The following is a 22,950-nucleotide window of genomic DNA, read 5'->3' as shown; positions in this document are numbered from 1 at the left end:
CCGTCATCGCGCGTATGATGTGCTTGCCGCCGTGAATAAAAGGGGCAGGCGGCATGGGCGGAAACTGGCGCGACCGGACGGCAACGATCTTTGAATGCCAGAAGATGCCGGCGGTCTCGAGCCGCGGCATGGTGGTCAGCAACCATCCGCTGGCCTCAAGCGCCGGCGCGGAGATGCTGGCCGCGGGCGGCAACGCCATCGACGCCGCGATCGCGACCCTGTTCACGCTGACCGTGGTCGAGCCGATGATGGTCGGCATCATCGGCGGCGGCATGGCGCATATACGTCTGGCTGACGGCAGCCACCGTTTCATCGACGGGCAGAGCACCGTGCCTGCGGCGGTGCGTGACACCAGCTACACCCCCAGGCCTGGCGCGGCGCATGACGTGTTCGACACCGTCGGCAACGAGAACCTCAACGGCCCGAAGGCGGTCGCCACGCCGGGCTCGCTGAAAGCCTGGTGCGAGACGCTGCGCCGGTTCGGCACCATGTCGCTTGGCGATGTGATGCAGCCCGCGATCAAGCATGCCGCGCGCGGCTATGCGGCGACGCCGTATTTGCACGAATGCATCAGCGAGAGCGCTGCCGAGATGCGCAAGGACAAGCCGATTGCGGCGATCTATTTGCCTGATGGCGAGCCGCTCAAGGTCGGCGAACGCGTGGTGCAGGCCGAATATGCCGAGACGCTCCGCACCATCGCCGACCACGGCGAGACCGCGCTCTACGAGGGGCCGCTTGGTGACATCCTCGTCGACTACATGGAGAAGGCCGGCGGCTTCATCCGCCGCAACGATCTGACCGGCTACAAGACCGTCGAACGGCAACCGATCCGCGCCGACTATCGCGGCTGGACCATCCTTGGCCCGCCGCCACCCGCGGCCTCCGGCGTCCACATCGCGCAGATGCTGAACATTCTCGAGGGCTATGACATCGGAGATCTCGGCTTCGGTACATCAGAGACCATCCACTATCTCGCCGAAGTTCTGAAGATCGCCTTCGCCGATCGCGCCGCGGCCAGCGGCGATCCGGATTATGTCGGCGTCCCCGTGGAGCGGCTGACGTCGAAGGCCTATGCCGAGGAACGCCGCCGTGCCATCGATCCGGCGCGGGCGCAGGCCTGGGGCGCCGGCGTCTCGCAGCTCGAAGGCGCGCACACCACGCATATGACCGCGGCGGACGCGTTCGGCAACGTCGTCGCGACCACGCAGACCATCAACAATCTCTTCGGCGCCAAGATCATGATTCCGGGCCTGGGTGCCATCGCCAACAACTACATGAACCTGTTCGATCCGCGTCCCGGCCATGCGCTGTCACTGGCGCCGGGCAAGCGCGTCACCACCTCGATGTCGCCGATGATGGCGCTGCGCGGCGGCAAGCTCCGCTATGCGCTCGGCCTGCCCGGGGGAAAACGCATCTTCCCCAGCGCGATGCAGGCGCTGGTCAATCTGATCGACCACGGCATGAGCCTGCAGGAAGCGGTCGAGGCGCCGCGCATCTGGACCGAAGGCAACGCGCTCGAAGTCGAGCAGAAGGTGCCGGAAGCCGTGCGCGCGAAGCTTGCGGGCCTCGGCCACAAGGTGCAGCCCGTCGCGACGGTGGCGGGCGGCATGAACGGCATTGCCTTCCACGACGACGGCAGCATGACCGGCGCCGCCTGCTGGCGCGCGGACGGCACGCCGGTGGGAATTTCGGGCGGGCTTGCGAAGGCCGGGATCAGGTTCAGGCTGAGCTAGCTCTCGTGCCCCGGACGCAGCGCAGCACGCAGTGATGCGCTGCTGAGCCGGGGCCCAGAGAACTGATGCGCTGAATTTGACGCGGCGTGGGTCCCGGCTCTGCGCAGCAACGCTGGCGCATTGCAGCGCGTCCAGGACACCAGAGCGGTGTTCGGCGCTCGCCTACTTCCGCACGCAGATCACGCGGACGACAGCCGCCTTCGCGTCCGTCGACGTGCCGTTCGCCGTGACACCGTTCGCCTTCAGGAAATCGCGCACCGTTTCCGCAGGCACCATCACCGCTTGCGACGCCGGCACCGATGTCGCGGGCCCCGCGACCATCGCCGGCTTCAACAGCGCGACGCCGGCGAATTTGCCGTCGCCGTCGATCGCCGGGCTGCCGGAGAAGCCGACCGCCGGCGGAGGCGACAGCGCGGAATCGCTTGCTGTGACCGGCGCCAGCGCGCCCTTGAGGCTCGATACGCCCGCAGCTCCGCCCTGGCTCTGCGGATCGGCAATACCGATGACATCGACGCTAGTCTTCGCTGTACCGCCGGTGAGGCTGAGCGGCTTCAGGCCGCGCGCGCCGTAGATGTGCAGGAGCGCGAGATCGTGTTCCTTGTCCTCGGCGAGACGGTCGGCGCTGCCATAGCCGGCAATGGTGATCGCGAGACAGCTATCGGTGACGAGGCGATCCGTGACAATCGCACCATCGTCGCTGACGACGATGCCGGTGGCGTATTCGACGGTCTTGCGCGGCGGGGGCCCGGCCTGCGGTCCCGTCGGAAACGCATTGAACGCGCTCGACATCGCGATCACCACCGGCTCGACGGTGTTCTCGGTCGCCTGGTCGTAGAGGATCGTCATGGTGCGGACTTCGTTGCCCTTAAAGGTGCCTCGCACGTAGAATTTCTTCAGGCCCTGCAACCCCGACAACACGAAGAAGTCGGGCTTCACCACGGTGTAGTCGACCTTGCGCCCAGACGGTTCCTTCTCCAGCTCGGCGAGTTTCGCCGTGGTCGGGTTCGCCTCCTTGCGGCGGCTCAGCAGCACCTGCACCGTGCCGGTCGGCGAAGTCCATTTCGAGCCGTTGGCATCGGTCGCCTGCTGCGGCACCAATTTGCCGGGGATGCCGAGCCGGGCGCCGCTGGTCGGCTCCATCACGATCTTCCAGCCGACGCTCTCCTGCTTCCGCCGCGCGGTCTCGGCGAGCGCGGCGCGCTCTTGCGGATTGAGCACGCCGGTCGGCTTGCCACCCTTGGCCTTCTGATATTCCTTGATTGCCTCGACCATGCGCGCGCTGACGTCGCCGGTGATGGCGCCGTTATATTGGCCGACCCAGGCGAGGTCGGACTGGAGCGACAGCCGTTCCGCCTGCGCCATCGCATCAGCCGTCGCCGACGGCGTCTGCAGTGCGGGAGGCCGGATCGGCACGGTCTGGACCGGCTTCGGCTTGGTGCCGGGGATCTCTGGCGTCGTCATCTGGGCGCTAGCGCCTGTGGCAGCCGCGAACATCAGTGTTGCCGCAAGCATCGATCTCATGACAAATCCAGCCAGCCCATTGAACGTGCTACCATTGAAGCACATCTCGTTGGTCGCGAACAATGTTGGGGTGGTTCAGGTGGCGTAGAGTCCACGAACTCAGGCCCTCATCCTGAGGAGCGGCCGAAGGCCGCGTCTCGAAGGATGGCCGCAGGCGAGATCGGGGCCTTCATGGTTCGAGACGCGCGTTCCGCGCTCCTCACCATGAGGGTTTGAGAGAACGAAGGACGACGATGCTGAGCCCGGACGAACTCGAACGCTATGCCAGGCATATCGTGCTGCGCGACGTCGGCGGGCCGGGCCAGGCTGCGCTGAAACGGGCCTCCGTGCTGGTGATCGGCGCCGGCGGGCTCGGCGCGCCCGCGCTGATGTATCTGGCGGCCGCCGGCGTCGGCACGCTCGGCGTGGTCGATGACGACGTGGTCTCGCTGTCAAACCTCCAGCGCCAGGTGATCCATACGACGCCCGATATCGGCCGGCACAAGGTCGAGAGCGCGGCCGAGCGGATCTCCGCGCTCAATCCGCATGTCCGCTTCGTCGGCCACGCCACCTGGCTCAACGCCGACAATGCGCTGAGCATGATCGGAGACTACGATCTCGTGCTCGACGGCTCCGACAATTTCTCGACGCGTTATCTGGTCTCGGACGCCTGCTTCTTCGCGAAGCGGCCGCTGATCACGGCGGCGCTCGGCACGTTTGACGGCTCGCTCACCACCATCCGGGCGCATGAGAAGAACGAGCAGGGCGTGTTCAATCCGACCTATCGCTGCCTGTTTCCGGAAGCGCCGCCGCCCGGCACGGTGCCGGCCTGCGCGGAGGCCGGCGTCATGGGCGCGCTTGCGGGCGTGATGGGCTCGATGATGGCGCTGGAGGCGATCCGCGAGATCGTCGGCTTCGGCGACGGCCTCGTCGGCCGCCTCCTGATGATCGACGCGCGCGCGATGCGCTTCGAGACGCTGCGCTACGCGCGCGATCCGGCCAATCCGCTCAACGGCGATGGGCCTGTCATCACGGACCTCAGCGCCCATCGCACCTGATCGCTGCCGCTACCGCGTGGCCGGCTTCTCGCTGTCGAGATGCGCCATCTGCTCGGCCGCGTAGCGCGTGCCGGAAGCGACGTCGGGCGGAAATGCTTTTGCAAGCGCCGCAAGATGCGCCGGCGTCAGCGTTACCTTCGTCGCGCCGAGCGCTTCGGTGAGACGGTTGCGCGTGCGTGCGCCGACCAGCGGCACGATCTCCTTGCCTTGAGCCGCCACCCAGGCGATTGCGATCTGCGCCGGCGTCGCGCCGATCTCCGTGGCGATGGCGCGGAGCTGCTCCACCAGCGCGAGATTGGCGTCGAGATTTGCGCCCTGGAAGCGCGGCGTCATCAGCCGGTAATCCCTGCCGGTCTTGCCGGAGTCCTTCGACCAATGGCCGCTGATCAGGCCGCGCGCCAGCACGCCGTAGGCCGTGATGCCGATGCCGAGCTCGCGGCAGGTCTTGAGGATGTCGCGTTCGATGCCGCGCTCTATCAACGAATATTCGATCTGAAGATCGGCGATCGGATGCACGGCGTGCGCGCGGCGGATGGTGTCGGAGCCCACCTCGGACAGGCCGATATGCCTGATGTAGCCGGCCTTCACGAGATCGGCGAGGCCGCCGATGGTCTCTTCGATCGGGACGTTGGGATCGAGACGCGCCGGGCGGTAGATGTCGATGTAGTCGGTGCCGAGGCGCTGCAGTGAATAAGCGAGGAAGTTTTTGGTCGCGGCCGGCCTTGTGTCCATGCCGGCGAACTCGCCGGCGGGACCGCGCAGTGCGCCGAACTTCACGCTGATGTGCACTTTTTCGCGCGACACATCCTTTAGGGCCTCGCGCACCAGCATCTCATTGTGGCCCATGGCGTAGAAATCGCCGGTGTCGAGCAGCGTGATGCCGGCATCGAGCGCCGCATGGACCGTGGCGATGCTTTCGCCGCGATCGGCGGGGCCATAGACCTCCGACATGCCCATGCAGCCGAGACCAAGGGCGGAGACGGTCGGGCCGGTTGAACCGAGTTTGCGCTGTTCCATGATGGCTCTCCTCGAAAAGGCGGCAGGCTGATTGCGCCGCGTGACGAGGCCAGATATGCGCCTGACCGATTAGGCCGATAAGCTGGACAATCCAGAATGGCTTGTTCATCATAACGAACAATGGCCGAGCCCGATCTGCGTGATCTCGACGTCTTCGTGGCGGTTGCCCGCACCCGCAATTTCCGGCGTGCGGCGATTGAAATTCGCGTGTCGGTGTCGAGCCTTAGCCAGCGGCTGCGGGACCTGGAGGAGCGCCTTGGCGTCCGCCTGATGAACCGCACCACCCGCAGCGTCGCGCTGACCGAGGCGGGCGAGCTGCTGCTGTCCCGCATCGCTCCGGCGCTGCGCGATGTCGGCGATGCCCTGGATCAGGTCCGCGGCTTGCGCGAGGTGGCCTCGGGCCGCCTGCGCATCAACGCGCCGCCGCCGGCGGTGGACCTCGTGCTGGCGCCGATGGTCGGGCCGTTCCTCGCGACCTACCCGCAGGTCGATCTCGACATCGTTTCCGAAAGCGGCTTCGTCGACATCGTCAGCGCGGGCTACGATGCCGGCGTGCGTTATGGCGAGCACCTCGCGCAGGACATGGTGGCGATCCCGCTGAGCGGTCCGCAGAGCTACGTCGTCGTCGCATCGCCCGATTACATCGCGCGCCGCGGCACGCCGAAGCATCCGAAGGATCTGCTCGACCATGACTGCATCCGCGCCCGCTACTCGAGCGGCGTCATGCATGATCTGGAGTTCGAGAAGGCTGGCCAGATCGTGAAGGTCGATCCGCCGGCAAAGCTGATCTCGACCAACATGGGCCTTGCCATGCGGGCTGCGCTCGACGGCGCCGGCATCTGGGCGACGCTCGATGGCTACGTCCATGACGCCGTGACGTCCGGTGCGTTGGTCAGCTTGATGGAAGATTGGTGCGAGCCGTTTCCGGGCCCGTTCCTGTACTATCCGAGCCGGCGCCAGACCCCGCCCGCGCTCCGCGCTTTCATCGATTTCGTCGCGGATTGGCGGAAGCGCAGGACGAGCGGAGACAGTTGATCCTCATGGTGAGGAGCGCGGAACGCGCGTCTCGAACCATGCAGGCCCGGCTCCCGCCCGCGGCCATCCTTCGAGACGCCGCTTCGCGGCTCCTCAGGATGAGGACGGAAGGCTTGTCACGCAGTCGGTTGGAAACTCAGAGCATGCTCGGCAGCACGCGGTCCGGCGGCTTGTGCGCGTCGAGGAAGGTGCGGATGTTGATGATCACCTTCTCGCCCATCTCGACGCGGCCCTCGATCGTGGCCGAGCCCATATGCGGCAGCAGCGCCACCTTGCCGGCCTTGGCGAGCCGCACCAGCTTTGGATTGACCGCGGGCTCGTGCTCGTAGACGTCGAGGCCCGCGCCGCCGATCTCGCCGCCCTCGATCAGCTTGATCAGTGTGTCCTCGTCGGTCACCTCGCCGCGCGCGGTGTTGACGATGTAGGCGTCCTTGCGGATCAGCTTCAGCCGCCGCGCCGACAGCAGATGATAGGTCGCCGGCGTGTGCGGACAGTTCACCGAGATGATGTCCATCCGCGCCAGCATCTGGTCGAGGCTTTCCCAATAGGTCGCCCCTAACTCTTCGGCGATCTTCGGGGCCACGGGGCGACGGTTGTGATAGTGGATCTGGAGGCCGAAGGCGCGGGCACGGCGCGCGACCGCCTGGCCGATGCGGCCCATGCCGATGATGCCGAGACGCTTGCCGCCGATGCGGTGGCCGAGCATCCAGGTCGGCGACCAGCCGGGCCAGGGCTTTCCTTCAGTCAGGATCGAGGCGCCTTCGATCATCCGGCGCGGCACGGCCAGGATCAGCGCCATGGTCATGTCGGCGGTGTCTTCGGTCAGGACTTTCGGCGTGTTGGTGACGGTGATGCCGCGGGCATGCGCGGCCTCGACGTCGATGTTGTCGACGCCGTTGCCGAAATTGGCGATCAGGCGGAGCTTGCAGTCGGGCTGGTTGACGATGTCGGCGGTGATGTGGTCGGTGACGGTCGGAACCAGCACGTCGGCGGTGCGCGCGGCCTCAGCGATCTGCTCGGCCGACATCGGTGTGTCCTCGAGATTGATCCGCGCGTCGAACAGCTCGCGCATCCGGGTCTCGATCGAGTCCGGCAGCTTGCGCGTCACCACCACGAGGGGCTTTTTCTTCACCGACATGTCATGCCCTCATGAGGCGCCGCAAGCCGCCTCTGTTACCAAAGGCCGGCCGTTGAGGCCTCATTAACCCGGTTGTTCGACACTGCCTTTGCCGTGTCGTCCCCGGCGCTTCCTTCAAGCTCTCCCGACATTTCCGACCGGAAAATCGGGGCAAACTGGTTGTTCAAGTGTCCGTCCTCTCTAGCAGAAGGCCGGGCCAAGACAAGAACCACGGGTTAAGGCTTCGGGAACACGGGTGATGGGCTTGCGCGGCAGGTTCGAAATTTAGGGTGAGGGCCCGGCGCGGCGGGGCCCTCGACAGGAGACGGGTTGATGGCGTTGGGGCGTTTTTGTTCGGTGATGGCGCTCGTTTGCACCTGGTTGAGCGCCTCGGTCAGCCCCGGGCATTCGGCGAAGGACAGCACCCCCCAGACCGCGAGCGGCCTGCCGGTGCCGCGTTATGTCAGCCTCAAATCGGATCATGTGAACGTGCGCGCCGGCCCGACCAAGGACAACGACGTCGCCTGGGTCTACACCCGCGCCGGCCTGCCGGTCGAAATCACCGCCGAGTTCGAGAACTGGCGCCGGGTGCGCGATTCCGAAGGCGCCGAGGGCTGGGTCTATCATTCGCTGCTGTCGGGCCGCCGCACTGCGGTCGTCACCATGAAGCACAAGGACGACCTCGCCCCGATCTACGACCGCGCCGATCTCGACAGCGCGGTTGCGGCCAAGCTCCAGGCCGGCGTCGTTACGCAGGTCAAGAAGTGCACTGCAAACTGGTGTCGCGTCACCGGCAACGGCTTTGACGGCTGGATCCAGCAGGAGCGCCTCTGGGGCGTCTATTCGGACGAGCAAGTCAACTGACCCGAAGGGTCATCCCGGGATCTCGAGATTCCCCGATGCGCAATTGCGCATCTGAGGTCTGGTCCTTCGGACCATCCCGGAATGACAGCGTAAAACGACAATGGCCGGGACAAGCCCGGCCATGACGACAAATTCAGCAGCTTTGGATCGATCTTCAGCGCTTCTTACGCAGCCGCACGACCATGTCGATGCGCGCGATTTCGTAACCCTCGGGCACCTCCGGCATCTTGGACAGCGCCAGATGCGGATCCTCGATATCGACTAGCTCGTGGCTATTCTCGAGGTAATAATGGTGGTGGGTGGTGACGTTGGTGTCGAAATAGGTCTTGGTGCCGTCGACGCTGACCTGGCGCAGCAGGCCGGCATCGGTCAGCTGGTTCAGCGTGTTGTAGACGGTCGCGAGCGACACCGGCACCTTGGCCAGCGTCGCCTCCTCATAGAGCATTTCAGCCGTGAGGTGGCGAGCACCCTTGCCGAACAGGAGCCAGCCGAGCGCCATGCGCTGGCGCGTCGGACGAAGCCCCGCGGACTGGAGCATTTCGTTGACGTCGTGCCACGGGCAGCCGGTCAAGGCCGGCTGGCGGCCGGACAGGAGGGCGGCGGAATGGACGTCGTCGTCGTGATGGGGCGCGGGATTCTCGCTCATTTCCAGATTTCGGGCACGCGTGGACACTGCATCTATATGCAATATATGGACAGATAGATGCAGATGCAAGTTTCTCGCAACTAGAGAGGTTCTAATGAGAAATGGAACCGGGCGAGCAGGTGGTCACTTTACCTTCATGAGATCGCTTTGCCACCAGAAATGCCTGTGTTAGAGAGCCCGCGGTTCCGCTTGGCCGATTATGGCGCAGCCGGGCATTGAGGCCCGGCCCGCAGTCCATCCTGGCTCGTGGCTGTCGCGCCGGATGACGGGAATTGGCGCGGCTTTCCGAACGAAACGGGGCCCATTTTCGCCAGAAACGCCGCTCAATCGGGATTTGAACAGAGGCTTCCGCATGCTGAACAGGCGCAACGGCTACGAATATGAAGATCTGCTGGCATGTGGCCGCGGCGAGATGTTCGGCCCGGGCAATGCCCAGCTGCCGCTGCCGCCGATGCTCATGTTCGACCGCATCACGGACATCAACGAGACCGGCGGCGAGTTTGGCAAGGGGGTGGTGCGGGCCGAGCTCGACGTGAAGCCCGACCTCTGGTTCTTCGGCTGCCATTTCAAGAACGATCCCGTCATGCCCGGCTGCCTCGGCCTCGATGCGCTGTGGCAAATGGTCGGCTTCTATTTGGGCTGGAGCGGCGGTGAAGGGCGCGGCCGCGCCCTTGGCCTGAACGAGCTGAAGTTCAGCGGCCAGGTGCTGCCCGAGGCCCGTAAGGTTGTGTACAACATCGATATCAAGCGCGTGATGCGTTCAAAGCTGGTGCTCGGTATCGCCGACGGATGGCTTTCGGTCGATGACCAGATTATCTATCGCGCGAAGGATCTGAAGGTCGGCCTGTTCAAGCAGGGCGTGAGCCTGGGCTGAGCGCATCACCAAGAAAGACAACGATTTAGGCGAGGCTGTCATGAGGCGGGTTGTGGTCACCGGGATGGGTATCGTCTCGTCCATCGGAAACAACACCCAGGAAGTGCTTGCGAGCCTTCACGAGGCGAAGTCAGGCATTTCGCGGGCTGAGAAATATGCCGAACTCGGCTTCCGTTCGCAGGTGCAAGGTGCGCCGACGATTGATCCTGCGACGGTCGTCGACCGGCGTGCGATGCGCTTCCTCGGCCAGGGCGCGGGGTGGAATCATATCGCGATGGAGCAGGCGATCCAGGATTCCGGTCTGTCGCCCGAAGATATCTCCAACATCCGCACCGGCATCATCATGGGTTCCGGCGGCCCGTCGGCCCGCACCATCGTCGAATCCGCCGACATCACCCGCACCAAGGGGCCGAAGCGCGTCGGACCGTTTGCTGTGCCGAAGGCGATGTCGTCCACGGCCTCCGCGACGCTCGCGACCTGGTTCAAGATCAAGGGCGTGAACTATTCGATCTCCTCGGCCTGCGCGACGTCGAACCATTGCGTCGGCAACGCCTATGAGACGATCCAGATCGGCAAGCAGGACATCATTTTCGCCGGCGGCTGCGAGGAGCTGGACTGGTCCCTCTCGGTGCTGTTCGACGCCATGGGCGCGATGTCGTCGAAGTACAACGACACGCCCGCCACCGCCTCGCGTCCCTATGACGTCAACCGCGACGGCTTCGTCATTGCCGGCGGCGCCGGCGTGCTGGTGCTGGAAGAGCTCGAACATGCCAAGGCGCGCGGCGCGCGCATTTACGGCGAGATCGTCGGCTACGGCGCGACGTCGGACGGCTACGACATGGTCGCGCCCTCCGGTGAAGGCGCCGAGCGCTGCATGCGCATGGCGATGTCGACGGTGAAGACCAAGGTCGATTACATCAATCCGCACGCGACCTCGACGCCGGCAGGCGATCCGCCGGAAATCGACGCGCTCCGTCGCGTGTTCGGTGCCGGCGAGAAGTGCCCGCCGATCTCGGCGACCAAGGCGCTGACCGGTCACTCGCTGGGCGCAACCGGCGTGCAGGAGGCGATCTACTCGCTGCTGATGATGAACAACGGCTTCATCTGCGAGAGCGCGCACATCCAGGAGCTCGATCCCGTGTTCGCCGACATGCCGATCGTGCGCAAGCGCATCGACAACGTCAAGATCGGCACCGTGCTGTCGAACTCCTTCGGCTTCGGCGGCACCAACGCCACGCTGGTGTTCAGCCGGCTGGATGTGTGACGTCATTGCGGACGCACTGGTAGTTTTTTCGTCATGGCCGGGCTCGTCCCGGCCATCCACGTCTTTGCTACCGGTTGCGGAAGAACGTGGATGCCCGGAACAAGCCCGGGCATGATGGAGAGCGGAGAGTAATTGCGAGATGGAAGGTCTAATGAAAGGCAAGCGCGGTCTGATCATGGGCATCGCCAATGATCATTCGATCGCCTGGGGCATGGCGAAGGCGCTGCATGCCCACGGTGCCGAGCTTGCTTTCACCTTCCAGGGCGAGGCGCTGGGCAAGCGCGTCAAGCCGTTGGCGGAGCAGCTCGGCGTGGAATTGGTGCTGCCTTGCGACGTCGAGGACATCGCCAGCGTTGATGCGACCTTCGCCGTGCTGCGCGAGAAATGGGGCAAGCTCGATTTCGTCATCCACGCCATCGGCTTTGCCGACAAGAACGAGCTGAAGGGCCGCTACGCCGACACCAGCCGCGAGAACTTTTCGCGCACCATGGTGATCTCCTGTTTCTCGTTCACGGAGGTCGCAAAACGTGCCGCCGAGCTGATGACGGAAGGCGGCAGCATGATCACGCTGACCTTCGGCGCCTCGGAGCGCGCGATGCCCAATTATAATGTCATGGGCGTGGCCAAGGCGGCGCTGGAGGCCTCCGTGCGCTACCTCGCCTCCGATTTCGGACCGCGCGGCATCCGCGTCAATGCGATCTCCGCAGGCCCCATCCGTACGCTCGCCGGTTCGGGCATCGGCGAGGCGCGTGCGATGTTCGGCTTCATGCAGAAACATTCGCCGCTCCGCCGCGGCGTCACGCTCGACGAGCTCGGCGGCTCGGCGCTGTATCTGTTGTCGGATCTCTCCGGCGGCGTGACCGGTGAGATCCACTATGTCGATTCCGGCTACAACGTCATCTTGATGCCGAGGCCGGACGATTTGAAATCGTCAGAGTAGTTCGTAGGTTGGGCAAAGGCGCAGAGCGCCGTGCCCACCATTTCTCCCCGATCGCGCAGACGTGGTGGGCACGCTCCGCTTTGCCCACCCTACGAGAGTTGGTTTATCCCGCCGCGATCTTTTCCGCCCGCTGGAACGCCGGCCGCGCCATGCAGCGCGCGAGATAGGCATCGAAGGCCGGGCGGGACGGCACCATCTTGAACAGGCGGACCGCAAAATTCAGGCCGGAGCCGACCGTGATGTCGGCGGCCGAAAATTCCTCGCCGAGGATCCACGGTCCCTTCGCGAGCGCAGCTTCCAGCACGTCGAACACCTGCGTGGCGCTGCCCCAGGCCGCGGTCGAGGTCGGGATCTCGATCTTGGTGAAGATCTGGATGATGGCGGGCTCGATGCAGCCCGGCGAGAAGAACAGCCATTGCAGATAGCGCGCACGGCGCGGATCGGTCACGGCAGGCGCCAGCTTCGTCTCGGGATAGCAGTCGGCGATGTAGGCGCAGATCGCGGCGGCTTCGCCGAGCGCGGCATCGCCGTCGCTGAGCGCCGGCACCTTGCCCATCGGATTGACCTTCAGATAATCCGGCGCTTTCTGTGCACCGGTCGAGATGTCTGTCAGCACGCGCTCATAGGGCAGGCCGCTCTCTTCCATCAGCCAGAGCGTCGTGAACGAGCGCGAGCGGGGTGACCAATAGAGCTTGATAATGGACGGAACCCTCCGTGGGCGTGAGGCAAATTGCGCGCAATTCATGCCGCGTTTGCCGCGTATTCGCAACGCACTACGCCTAGGCAAGAGGTCAGCTGCGCGAACGACATGTTGGTCAACGCGACCGGTTGACGGTGGCGTTCCCAAGCAGCGCGCAGGCTGTCCTAGTGCCGGAGCAAGGGCGGCAATGTCTTGTCGAGACTTGCCGTCAGCATGGCACGCACGCCGTCGCGCAATACCGGATTATTGACAACATCAGCAGGCTTCTCCGGAAACATTGTCCGATCCAGCTCGCGCGACGGTCCACCAAGCGGATTGCGCAGCAAGCGGTCGACGTAGGTGTCGTCAGTCATCAAGGCCTGCGCTTCCTTGATCAACGTAAAAGTCTCGCCGTCGTAAACACGGATGTACATTATCGCGTAGAGATGCACAGATCCGTCGTAGGGGTACCGCGAGATTCCAATGCCGTATTCGCGATGCGTTCCGCCGTGCCGGTGCACGACGACATAACGTTCGCAACGGAGTCTTGGTGCGAGAAACCGAACGAAGTCCGCGATGTCTCTTTCGGCACGGTAGAAGAACGGATTTTGCTCCCGCCGGCCTCCAGATTTCAGCTCCTCTCTGGTGTAGGTGGCTCTGCGCACGGAGCTGCCGGGCGCAGCCGCGCGAACGCGGGACACGACGAGGTCGTCGAGTGCCCACGCGGTCACGGAGGCCCGCGAGTATTTGTCGAGGAACTCCAGGGGACCGAAGTTCTTGATCATGAAGAGATCGCCGGCGATCGGGATGACGCCGATCTGACATGGGCCGCTCTCTGCTGGTGTCGTTGGGGACGCGTTCGATGACTTGGCCGTGCTCGTCTTTGACGCAGCCTGGGCCCCGGCTCCCGCCGCCGAGAGCAGATGAGTCGCGACGATCATTGCGAAGGCCTGCATCGCCTTGATCATCGCTTTCTTGCGAGCTTGGCTTCCTTTCAGCATCGTCACTGCGCGAAATACGGCGGCAAGATCTTGTCCAGCCGTTTGGTCAGGAAGTCGCGCGTGGTGTCGCGCAGGGCGGTGTTGTTGGCGGAGTCCGCGGCCGTCTCCGGAAACATGGACTTGTCCACCTTCTGCAAAAGCTCGTTCGAAACGAAGTTGTCTGCCATATGCTTCATGACACCTTCGAACGTCACGGCAGGGCCCTTCATGATTTCGAAGGTGCGGCCATCGACCCATGTCACGCCGATATAGGCGAAGACATACGCGTAGGAGATGAGACCGACACCCCGGCTGAAGATGCCGACGCCGCTGAGCGACTGATTGGTCCCGTCAAGCTGTCCTTCGCTGCGCATGACGACGAGATAGCGCTCGCAACCGGCATTGCCCGCGACCTGCCGGATCAGGTTCGACAGCTCCTCGCGCTGATTGCGAAACAGGCCGGATTTGGGGTGGTAGTAGGAATCGAGTGCACCCTTGGCATAAGTGATCCGTCGCACCGGCGTGTTGCCTGCCGCGGCCCGCGCCCGCGCAAAGACAAGATCGTCAAGGCCCCAGGATACCGGGACTTCTGCGTAGTCGTTGCCGAACACGGTCAGACCGATCTTCTGGACGACAAAGATGTCCCCGGTCCCCGCAATCACGCCGACGCCACAAGGACCAGCAGTTGCCGACTCCGCAGGCTTGGCTGTCGCCTTCGGCTTCGTCGTCGCTTTCTTGGCTGTCGGCTTTGCCTGTGGTGCGGTCTGAGCGGCGGGAGCGGTGGTTGCGGGAGGGGTTTGCGCTGCTGCCGAAGTCAGGAAGGACAGCAGGATGAGCACCGGGGCAGCAAGTCGAAACATGGATTCCAAGGATCAGAGGCGGGAGGTCATCGGATACGCCACACTAGGGTGGGATCGTGACAACCGCAAGCTGCAGCCCGGGATCGCTGTCTATCCGGTGGGCCGCTGCCGCTTCCACCGATAATACTTCATCACGAACCCATTCGACGGCTCGATCTCTTCCTTCTCGAACACAAAGCCTTCGCGCTCGTACCAGCGCCAGGCTTTTTCGTTTTCACGGACACAGCGCAGGTACATCTCATCGGGCATTTGCGTGCGCGTGAAGGCGAGCAACTGGCGTCCCAACGATTGGCCCTGGTAGGTGGGCCCGACGAAAAGCATGTCGAGATAGAGTTTTGGCAGATGCAGGGCCAGCATGGCGGCGATCGTGCCATTGTCGTCGGCCACGAACAGGCTCCAGCCGTTCTCGGTCTCGCGCCTGATGCGTGCGCGCAGATTTGCTAGCAGGAACTCACTCGCCTCGGCGAGGCCGGTCGAGACCCAGCTTTCCATCCAGACGCGGCCGATCTCGTCATATTCGTCGGTGCGCGCGGGACGGATGACGGGATCAGACATTGGTGCTCTCGGTTCGATCTGCCCGCCTTGCGCAGGGGCTCGCTTGAATGATCCCGGCTATTCAGGAAAATTCCCGCCTACCCACGTTGGCCGCGCGTGGCTTGCCGCGGGCGCGCCTTGCCGGCCGACAGGCACACCACTTCGGAGATCTGCAGCAGCTGCCGCGCCAGCGGGCTGGTCTTGCGCCAGACCATGCCGATGGTGCGCGAGGGCTCGGGATCGCGGAAGCGCGACAGCGAGACCGAGGCCGATCGCGTCTCCACCGACACCGCCATTTCCGGGATCAAGGTGACGCCGATGCCGGCGCTGACCATCTGGACCAGCGTCGACAGCGAATTAGCATCCAGCATCTCGCGCGGCGGCGCCGATTGCATGTTGCAGAACGACAGCGCCTGATCGCGGAAGCAGTGCCCCTCTTCGAGCAGCAGCAGTCGCATCTCGCGCATCATCTCGCGCGATGGCACCGGTGTGCCTTCGTCGGAGCCCGGCCGCACCAGCAGGAATTTTTCGTCGAACAGCGCGACCTCGGTGAGCGAAGGCTCGGACACCGGCAATGCAACGATGGCCGTGTCGAGCCGGCCTTCCACCAGTTCCTGGATCAGTCGCGGCGTCATCGTCTCGCGCACGCGGATGTCGAGCTCGGGATGCATGCGCGTGAGATTTTTGGTGATCTTGGGCAGCAGATAGGGCGCGATCGTCGGGATCATGCCGATCCGCAGCCGGCCCGCAAACCGGTCCTGCGAGGCGCGTGCGAAATCGCCGAGCTCATCGACCGAGCGCAGGATGTCGCGGACGCGCGGTGCGAGCTCCTCGCCGAACCGGGTCAGCGCCACCTGCCGGGCGCTGCGCTCCAGCAGCAGGCCGCCGAGCGCCTCCTCCAGTTCCTTGATCTGCATCGACAGGGCCGGCTGGGAGATCGAGCTTGCCTCCGCCGCGCGGCCGAAATGGCCGTGACGCGCCAGCGCGTCGAAATATCTGAGCTGGCGCATCGTCACGTTGGCCATCAGAAAATCCTATCGCAGCGATCATTAAAGTCAACTTCCCCTGATCGAATGCGAAGCCTAGAGTAATTCTACCTGGTCAAAGGCGCGAGTTCGACGCCACCAGAGGAGGTATTCATGGATGACACTTCGAAGTGCCCGTTTTCGGGCGGAAAACCCACGCGCGTGAACCGCGACTGGTGGCCGACCCAGCTCAGCATCGAGATGCTGCACAAGAATTCGACCCTGTCCGACCCGATGGGCAAGGAGTTCGACTATGCCAAGGAGTTCAAGTCGCTCGACCTGAATGCCGTCATCAAGGACCTGACGGCTCTGATGACGAACTCGCAGGAGTGGTGGCCCGCCGATTTCGGCCACTATGGCGGCCTCATGATCCGCATGGCCTGGCACAGCGCCGGCACCTATCGCACCACGGACGGCCGCGGTGGCGCCGGAGCCGGTCAGCAGCGTTTCGCGCCGCTCAACAGCTGGCCCGACAACGCCAATCTCGACAAGGCGCGCCGTCTGCTCTGGCCGATCAAGCAGAAATACGGCCGCAAGATCTCCTGGGCCGATCTGATGGTGCTCGCCGGCAACGTCGCGCTGGAATCGATGGGCTTCAAGACCTTCGGCTTCGCCGGCGGCCGCGCCGACGTGTGGGAGCCGGAAGAGCTCTATTGGGGTCCTGAAGGCACGTGGCTGGGCGACGAGCGCTACAGCGGCGAACGCCAGCTCGCCGAGCCGCTCGGCGCGGTGCAGATGGGCCTGATCTACGTCAATCCGGAAGGCCCGAACGGCAAGCCTGACCCGGTCGCCGCGGCCAAGGACATCCGCGAGACGTTCGCCCGCATGGCGATGAACGACGAGGAAACCGTCGCGCTGATCGCCGGCGGCCACACCTTCGGCAAGACCCACGGCGCGGGCGATCCGTCGCTGGTCGGTCCGGAGCCGGAAGCGGGCGCGCTCGAGGATCAGGGCCTCGGCTGGAAGAGCAAGTACGCTTCCGGCCTGGCGGGCGATTCCATCACCAGCGGTATCGAGGTGACATGGACGACGACGCCGACGAAGTGGAGCAACAACTTCTTCGAGAACCTGTTCAAGTACGAATGGGAGCTGACGAAGAGCCCGGGCGGTGCGAATCAGTGGACGGCTAAGGGTGCCGACGCGATCATTCCTGATGCCTTCGACAAGTCGAAGAAGCACCGGCCGACGATGCTGACGACCGACCTCTCGCTGCGTCTCGATCCGGCCTACGAGAAGATCTCGCGTCGCTTCTTCGAAAACCCGGATCAGTTCGCGGACGCCTTTGCCCGCGCCTGGTTCAAGCTCACCCACCGCGATATGGGTCCGATCCAGCGTTATCTCGGCCCGCTGGTGCCGAAGGAAACGCTGATCTGGCAGGATCCGATTCCGAAGGTGAACCACGAGCTGGTCGGCGACCAGGACATCGCTGCGCTGAAGACCAAGATACTGGCTTCGGGCCTCTCGGTCTCCGAGCTGGTCTCGACCGCCTGGGCGTCGGCTTCGACGTTCCGCGGCTCCGACAAGCGCGGCGGCGCCAACGGCGCGCGCATCCGTCTGGCCCCGCAGAAGGATTGGGAGGTGAACCAGCCGGCTCAGCTCTCCAAGGTTCTCGGCAAGCTCGAAGCGATCCAGAAGGACTTCAACGCATCGGCAGGTGCGAAGAAGGTCTCGCTCGCCGACCTCATCGTCCTCGGCGGTTCTGCCGCGGTCGAGAAGGCCGCGAAGGATGCCGGCGTTGACGTGAAGCTTGGCTTCACGCCGGGCCGCATGGATGCTTCGCAGGAGCAGACCGACGCGGAATCCTTCGCCCCGCTGGAGCCGCGGGCCGATGGCTTCCGCAACTACGTCGGCAAGAAGCATCAGTTCCTGCAGCAGGAGGAAGCTCTTGTCGATCGCGCGCAGCTGCTGAAGCTGTCCGGTCCCGAGCTGACCGCGCTCGTCGGCGGTCTGCGTGTGCTCGGCGCCAATGCGGGCGGTTCGAAGCACGGCGTCTTGACCTCGAAGGTCGGAACGCTGAGCAACGACTTCTTCATCAACCTGCTCGACATGAGCGCGCAGTGGACGCCGGCGGCTGACGGCACCTACGAGGCCCGCGACCGCAAGACCAACGCGGTGAAGTGGACCGGCACGCGCGCCGACCTGATCTTCGGTGCGCACTCGCAGCTCCGCGCCTTCGCCGAGGTCTATGCCTCGTCGGACGCCAAGCAGCAGTTCGTGCAGGACTTCGCCAAGGCCTGGACCAAGGTGATGAACCTCGACCGGTACGACCTCGCGGCCTGATCCCCGGGCCTAAGCAAGCGACAAACAAAAAGGGCGGCCGCGAGGCCGCCCTTCGTGTTTCTGATGTGCGGATCGATTACTCGCCGGCGGCTTCGCGCGGGGTCTTCTCGCCGTCGCCGCCCTTGCCTTCGAGGTCTTCGCCGGTGGTCTGGTCGACCACCTTCATCGACAGCCGGGTCTTGCCGCGGTCGTCGAAGCCGAGCAGCTTGACCTTGACCTTGTCGCCTTCCTTGACGACGTCGGAGGTCTTCTGCACGCGCGCCGAAGCGAGCTGGCTGATGTGGACGAGGCCGTCCTTGGAACCGAAGAAGTTCACGAAGGCGCCGAACTCCATCACCTTGACGACGGTGCCGTCATAGATCTGGCCGACTTCCGGATCGGAGGCGATCGACTTGATCCACTTGATCGCGGCCTTCATCGCCTCGCCATCGGAGGAGGCGACCTTCACGGTGCCGTCGTCCTCGATGTTGACTTTGGCGCCGGTCTTCTCGACGATCTCGCGGATCACCTTGCCGCCGGTGCCGATCACTTCGCGGATCTTGTCGGTGGCGATCTTGAAGGTCTCGATGCGCGGCGCGTACTCGCCGAGCTCGGCGCGGGCGTTGGTGAGCGCCTTGGCCATTTCACCGAGGATGTGGATACGGCCATCCTTGGCCTGACCGAGCGCCACCTTCATGATCTCTTCGGTGATGCCCTCGATCTTGATGTCCATCTGGAGCGAGGTGATGCCTTGCTCGGTACCGGCGACCTTGAAGTCCATGTCGCCGAGATGGTCCTCGTCACCGAGGATGTCCGAGAGAACCGCGAAGCGCTTGTCTTCGAGGATCAGGCCCATCGCGATGCCCGCGGTCGGCCGCTTCAACGGCACGCCGGCATCCATCAGCGCCAGCGAAGCGCCGCAGACCGAAGCCATCGAGGACGAGCCGTTCGACTCGGTGATCTCCGACACCACGCGCGTGGTGTAGGGGAACTCGTGATGCGGCGGCAGCACCGGGTGGATCGCGCGCCAGGCGAGCTTGCCGTGGCCGATCTCGCGACGCTTGGTGCCGCCGAGGCGGCCGGTCTCACCGACCGAGTAGGGAGGGAAGTTGTAGTGCAGCAGGAACGTCTCTTTGTACGTTCCGGACAGCGCGTCGATGTACTGCTCGTCCTCGCCGGTGCCGAGCGTGGTCACGACCAGCGCCTGGGTCTCGCCGCGGGTGAACAGCGCCGAGCCGTGGGCACGGGGCAGCACGCCGACTTCGGCGATGATGTTGCGCACGGTCTTGGAATCGCGGCCGTCGATGCGCTTGCCGGTGTCGAGGATGTTCCAGCGAACGATCTTCGCTTCCAGCTCCTTGAACACGCCGCCGATGCGCAGCTTGTCGTATTTCGGCTCCTGGCCTTCGGGGAAGTAGTGAGCGATCACCTTTTCCTTGACCTTGCCGACCGCGGCGTAGCGATCCTGCTTGATCGGAATGGCATAGGCGGCGCGCAGCTCCTGCTCGACGAGGCCGAGCATTTCCTTCTCGAGCGCCGAATTGTCGATCACCGTGACTTCGCGCGGCTCCTTGGCTGCCTTCTCGGCGAGCTCGATGATGGCGTTGATGACCGGCTGGAAGTGGCGGTGACCGAACATCACGGCGCCGAGCATGATGTCTTCGTTGAGCTCCTTGGCTTCCGATTCCACCATCAGCACGGCGTCGGCCGTGCCGGCGACCACGAGGTCGAGCTGGGTGTCGACCATCTCGTCGAGCGTCGGGTTGAGAATGAACTCGTCGTTGGCGAAGCCGACGCGCGCTGCGCCGATCGGGCCCTTGAAGGGCGCGCCGGACAGGGTCAGCGCGGCCGATGAGGCCACCAGCGCCACGATATCGGGATCGTTCTCCATGTCGTGCGACAGCACGGTGACGATCACCTGGGTCTCGTTGCGCCAGCCGTCGACGAACAGCGGACGGATCGGACGGTCGATGAGGCGGGAGACCAGCGTCTCCTTCTCGGTCGGACGACCCTCGCGCTTGAAATAGCCGCCGGGAATGCGGCCGGCTGCGTAGGTCTTCTCCTGGTAATCGACCGTCAGCGGCAGGAAGTCGACGCCTTCGCGCGGCGCCTTCGCCGCGACGACGGTGGCGAGCACCACGGTCTCGCCATAGGTGGCGACGACGGCGCCGTCGGCCTGACGCGCGATCTTGCCGGTTTCAAGCTTGAGAGGGCGTCCACCCCAGTCGATCTCGACTGAATGCTTATTGAACATAGATGTCTTCTTTCATGGGTTCTCGAAAGAAGGACGGCCCGAAAAACAAAAACCATGCGCAAGATTGCGGGACGTTGATCGAAGCGGGCGATCAGCGTCCTGCGATCCTGCCATGGTTTTCGGATTTCGGATGGCGTCCATCCTTTCGGGTCATACGGGCGCCTTGCCCGTTGTGCCCAGCCGCCGGATTGCTGCTGGACTGTCAGTCGGCACGAACGCGAACACCGGATTGCGGTCCTCGCCCATCGTGCCCCGGATGCGAATCATCATCGGCTCGCACCCGACACGCACGCAGCCTCGATCAAAAACCTTTAAACAAACGCTTTCGCTCGAAACCGCGCACAAAAACGCGCGCCAGTGGCGCGCGCAGGAACACTTAACGACGAATGTTGTGCTTCTCGAGCAGCGCCTTGTAACGCGCCTCGTCCCTCTTCTTGAGGTAGTCGAGCAGCGAGCGGCGGGTCGAAACCAGCTTCAAGAGGCCGCGACGCGAATGGTTGTCCTTCACGTGGGTCTTGAAATGGTTGGTGAGGTTGTTGATGCGTTCCGACAGGATCGCCACCTGAACCTCCGGCGAGCCGGTGTCGCCGGCCTTGTTGGCATTCGTCTTGATGACTTCCGCTTTGCGTTCTGCGGCAATCGACATCGTCAATTTCTCTCGTTGCGACCGGTGCTGGCAGTCAGACCGGTCAGGTTGAACACACGCTTGGGGATGATTTCGCCGTTGCCGACTTCAGCAAGCGCCAATAGACGGCCTGCCACCGTGACATAGACTGTGCCGCTACTAGTGGGCGCATCCCGTCCGCGCAATAAAACGGCCTGACCCCGATGGAGCCTTGCCGCATCAGCCCGAGTGACGGCCAGTGCCGGGATGTCGTCCAGCGCGGTCTCAACGGGCATAAGCGCGTCGGCGAGGCTGCCCTCGCCGGACGCGGCTCTATCGCATAAAGCCTCCAACTGATCCAGCGGAATCATGTCGTTCTCGTCAAATGGGCCGACCAGGGTCCGCCGCAGCGCGCAAATATGGCCGTAAGTGCCGAGAATCCGGCCCATATCGCGGGCCAGCGCCCGGACATAGGTCCCCTTGCCGCACTCCGCCTCGAACACCGCCCGGTCGTTATCCGGTTGATCCACAAGGGCTAAATGGTGAATTTCGACCGGACGGGGGGCCAGTTCCACGATCTCGCCGTCGCGGGCCAGGTCATAGGCGCGCTCGCCCTGGACCTTGATCGCGGAATAGCGCGGCGGGATCTGCTCGATCACCCCGGTGAAGCGGGGCAGCAGGGCCAGGATGGCCTCCCGGGTCGGGCGCTGGTCGGAGGTCGCGGTGACCCGGCCCTCGATGTCGTCGGTATCGCGCTCCTCGCCCCAGCACACGGTGAACTGGTAGCGCTTGCGGCCGTCCATCACGAAGGGAACCGTCTTGGTGGCCTCGCCGAGCGCGATCGGCAGGCCGCCGGAGGCGAGCGGGTCGAGCGTGCCGGCGTGTCCCGCGCGCTTGGCGTTGAACAGGCGCTTGAGCACGGCGACCGCTTGCGTCGAGGTCATGCCGATCGGCTTGTCGAGCACGACCCAGCCATGGACGTCGCGGCGGTCGCGGCGCGGCTGGTTGCCCTTCTGCTTGTTGGCGCGGGGATCGTTGTTGACGCGGCGCGGCTCCTGATGCGGCTGGGAATCGCCGGCGAGATCCGCAAAATTATTTTTCTGCACGTCGCGCTGATCGGTCTCTTCGCCGCCGATCGTGCCGTGAGCCGGGTCCATCGTCATCGCTCTTCTTCCCGATCCGAATCCGGATCCTGTTCCAGGTCCTTCTGCACCGCAGGTGTTCGCAAAAGCTTCTCGATCCGTTCCGCTTCGTCGAATCGTTCGTCGACGCGGAAACGAAGGTCAGGTGCAAATTTCAGGTTAACGCGCCGCGCGACTTCGCCGCGCAGGAATTTCTTGTTGCGCTCGAGCGCCGCGATGATGACCTCGGTGTCGCGGCCACCGAGCGGCATCACGTAAACCGTTGCGAGCTTCAGGTCGGGCGACATCCGAACCTCCGGCACGGTGATGATGTGACCTTCGAGGTCCGCATCATGCACATTGCCTTGCGCCAGAATCTCGGCCATCGCGTGGCGAACCTGCTCGCCGACACGCAACTGGCGTTGCGAGCCGCCCGGCGCGGAACTTTTCTTCTGATGGTGGCGGGGCATGGTTGAAAATCACCTCGTCGTGCCCGCGTTTGGGACACGAGCATTGTCATTTGTCCTGTTGAAACGAATGCGGCGCGGATGGCCGGAATAAATCCGGCCATCGCACTCCCGCAATT

Annotated in this window: 21 protein-coding genes; 8 read left to right on the top strand and 13 right to left on the bottom strand. The window is 64.3% G+C overall.

Annotated features, from left to right (window positions below; genetic code table 11):
* Nucleotides 1–53: 53 nt before the first annotated feature.
* Nucleotides 54–1,733: a gamma-glutamyltransferase gene (ggt, locus tag ABIA90_RS30840; protein ID WP_354119144.1), complete on the top strand. Its 1,680-nt coding sequence runs from the start codon at nt 54–56 to the stop codon at nt 1,731–1,733.
* A 162-nt stretch (nt 1,734–1,895) separates the two neighbouring features.
* Here the strand turns inward: ggt and ABIA90_RS30835 are convergent, their stop codons facing one another.
* Nucleotides 1,896–3,254 carry a serine protease gene (locus ABIA90_RS30835; protein WP_354119143.1) on the bottom strand — a complete coding sequence of 453 codons (1,359 nt, stop codon included), beginning with the start codon at nt 3,252–3,254 and terminating at the stop codon, nt 1,896–1,898.
* A 233-nt stretch (nt 3,255–3,487) separates the two neighbouring features.
* Between ABIA90_RS30835 and ABIA90_RS30830 the strand changes: the two genes are divergently transcribed.
* Nucleotides 3,488–4,291, top strand: a complete 804-nt coding sequence (locus ABIA90_RS30830; RefSeq protein ID WP_039155124.1) for a HesA/MoeB/ThiF family protein — start codon at nt 3,488–3,490, stop codon at nt 4,289–4,291.
* 9 nt (nt 4,292–4,300) lie between these two features.
* Here the strand turns inward: ABIA90_RS30830 and ABIA90_RS30825 are convergent, their stop codons facing one another.
* A complete protein-coding gene (locus ABIA90_RS30825; protein WP_354119142.1) occupies nt 4,301–5,308 on the bottom strand; it encodes an aldo/keto reductase in 1,008 nt (335 codons plus the stop codon).
* Nucleotides 5,309–5,428: 120 nt separating this feature from the next.
* Between ABIA90_RS30825 and ABIA90_RS30820 the strand changes: the two genes are divergently transcribed.
* Nucleotides 5,429–6,343 (top strand): LysR family transcriptional regulator, encoded by a 915-nt coding sequence (locus ABIA90_RS30820; protein WP_354119141.1) that lies wholly within the window; start codon nt 5,429–5,431, stop codon nt 6,341–6,343.
* Nucleotides 6,344–6,479: 136 nt separating this feature from the next.
* Here ABIA90_RS30820 and ABIA90_RS30815 read toward each other — a convergent pair whose 3' ends face one another.
* Nucleotides 6,480–7,481 carry a 2-hydroxyacid dehydrogenase gene (locus ABIA90_RS30815; RefSeq protein ID WP_014490950.1) on the bottom strand — a complete coding sequence of 334 codons (1,002 nt, stop codon included), beginning with the start codon at nt 7,479–7,481 and terminating at the stop codon, nt 6,480–6,482.
* Nucleotides 7,482–7,793: 312 nt separating this feature from the next.
* Between ABIA90_RS30815 and ABIA90_RS30810 the strand changes: the two genes are divergently transcribed.
* Nucleotides 7,794–8,324 (top strand): SH3 domain-containing protein, encoded by a 531-nt coding sequence (locus ABIA90_RS30810; RefSeq protein WP_071908916.1) that lies wholly within the window; start codon nt 7,794–7,796, stop codon nt 8,322–8,324.
* A gap of 154 nt (nt 8,325–8,478) precedes the next feature.
* Here ABIA90_RS30810 and irrA read toward each other — a convergent pair whose 3' ends face one another.
* A complete protein-coding gene (irrA, locus tag ABIA90_RS30805; RefSeq protein WP_063980150.1) occupies nt 8,479–8,970 on the bottom strand; it encodes an iron response transcriptional regulator IrrA in 492 nt (163 codons plus the stop codon).
* Between the two features lie 352 nt (nt 8,971–9,322).
* On the opposite strand from irrA, the gene fabA reads away from it, so the two are divergent.
* From fabA to fabI, 3 genes are all read left to right on the top strand, one after another.
* Nucleotides 9,323–9,844, top strand: a complete 522-nt coding sequence (gene fabA / locus ABIA90_RS30800) for a bifunctional 3-hydroxydecanoyl-ACP dehydratase/trans-2-decenoyl-ACP isomerase (RefSeq protein WP_071908917.1) — start codon at nt 9,323–9,325, stop codon at nt 9,842–9,844.
* A gap of 40 nt (nt 9,845–9,884) precedes the next feature.
* Nucleotides 9,885–11,108: a beta-ketoacyl-ACP synthase I gene (gene fabB, locus ABIA90_RS30795; protein ID WP_166347414.1), complete on the top strand. Its 1,224-nt coding sequence runs from the start codon at nt 9,885–9,887 to the stop codon at nt 11,106–11,108.
* 139 nt (nt 11,109–11,247) lie between these two features.
* Nucleotides 11,248–12,048: an enoyl-ACP reductase FabI gene (gene fabI / locus ABIA90_RS30790; protein WP_354119140.1), complete on the top strand. Its 801-nt coding sequence runs from the start codon at nt 11,248–11,250 to the stop codon at nt 12,046–12,048.
* 103 nt (nt 12,049–12,151) lie between these two features.
* On the opposite strand, the gene ABIA90_RS30785 is transcribed toward fabI, so the two are convergent.
* From ABIA90_RS30785 to ABIA90_RS30765, 5 genes are all read right to left on the bottom strand, one after another.
* Nucleotides 12,152–12,748: a glutathione S-transferase family protein gene (locus tag ABIA90_RS30785; protein WP_354119239.1), complete on the bottom strand. Its 597-nt coding sequence runs from the start codon at nt 12,746–12,748 to the stop codon at nt 12,152–12,154.
* Nucleotides 12,749–12,912: 164 nt separating this feature from the next.
* Entirely contained in the window at nt 12,913–13,734 is an 822-nt protein-coding gene (locus ABIA90_RS30780) for a hypothetical protein (RefSeq protein ID WP_354122490.1), read from the bottom strand.
* On the bottom strand, nt 13,731–14,567 hold the full coding sequence (locus ABIA90_RS30775; RefSeq protein WP_354119138.1) for a hypothetical protein: 837 nt from the start codon (nt 14,565–14,567) through the stop codon (nt 13,731–13,733). The genes ABIA90_RS30780 and ABIA90_RS30775 overlap by 4 nt, the downstream gene beginning before the upstream one ends.
* Before the next feature lie 90 nt (nt 14,568–14,657).
* Nucleotides 14,658–15,122, bottom strand: a complete 465-nt coding sequence (locus ABIA90_RS30770) for a GNAT family N-acetyltransferase (protein ID WP_354119137.1) — start codon at nt 15,120–15,122, stop codon at nt 14,658–14,660.
* 77 nt (nt 15,123–15,199) lie between these two features.
* On the bottom strand, nt 15,200–16,126 hold the full coding sequence (locus ABIA90_RS30765) for a hydrogen peroxide-inducible genes activator (RefSeq protein WP_028150571.1): 927 nt from the start codon (nt 16,124–16,126) through the stop codon (nt 15,200–15,202).
* A gap of 114 nt (nt 16,127–16,240) precedes the next feature.
* Between ABIA90_RS30765 and katG the strand changes: the two genes are divergently transcribed.
* Entirely contained in the window at nt 16,241–18,406 is a 2,166-nt protein-coding gene (gene katG, locus ABIA90_RS30760) for a catalase/peroxidase HPI (protein ID WP_354119136.1), read from the top strand.
* Between the two features lie 76 nt (nt 18,407–18,482).
* Here katG and pnp read toward each other — a convergent pair whose 3' ends face one another.
* The 4 genes from pnp to rbfA all read right to left on the bottom strand — a co-directional run bounded on the left by pnp (nt 18,483) and on the right by rbfA (nt 22,834).
* Nucleotides 18,483–20,639, bottom strand: coding sequence for a polyribonucleotide nucleotidyltransferase (pnp, locus tag ABIA90_RS30755; protein WP_354119135.1), 2,157 nt, complete (start codon nt 20,637–20,639; stop codon nt 18,483–18,485).
* Between the two features lie 376 nt (nt 20,640–21,015).
* The gene (gene rpsO, locus ABIA90_RS30750; RefSeq protein WP_008131787.1) at nt 21,016–21,285 is read right to left on the bottom strand and encodes a 30S ribosomal protein S15; all 270 of its coding nucleotides are present in this window, start codon (nt 21,283–21,285) and stop codon (nt 21,016–21,018) included.
* A gap of 2 nt (nt 21,286–21,287) precedes the next feature.
* The gene (truB, locus tag ABIA90_RS30745) at nt 21,288–22,406 is read right to left on the bottom strand and encodes a tRNA pseudouridine(55) synthase TruB (RefSeq protein WP_354119134.1); all 1,119 of its coding nucleotides are present in this window, start codon (nt 22,404–22,406) and stop codon (nt 21,288–21,290) included.
* Nucleotides 22,403–22,834 (bottom strand): 30S ribosome-binding factor RbfA, encoded by a 432-nt coding sequence (gene rbfA, locus ABIA90_RS30740; RefSeq protein WP_028150575.1) that lies wholly within the window; start codon nt 22,832–22,834, stop codon nt 22,403–22,405. The genes truB and rbfA overlap by 4 nt, the downstream gene beginning before the upstream one ends.
* Nucleotides 22,835–22,950: the final 116 nt, after the last annotated feature.

It is taken from the genome of Bradyrhizobium sp. LA6.8 (genome assembly GCF_040547935.1).
Taxonomy (GTDB): Bacteria; Pseudomonadota; Alphaproteobacteria; order Rhizobiales; family Xanthobacteraceae; genus Bradyrhizobium; species Bradyrhizobium barranii.
Note: the sequence above shows the minus strand (reverse complement) of the source record. Positions and strands in the feature narration are given on the sequence as shown.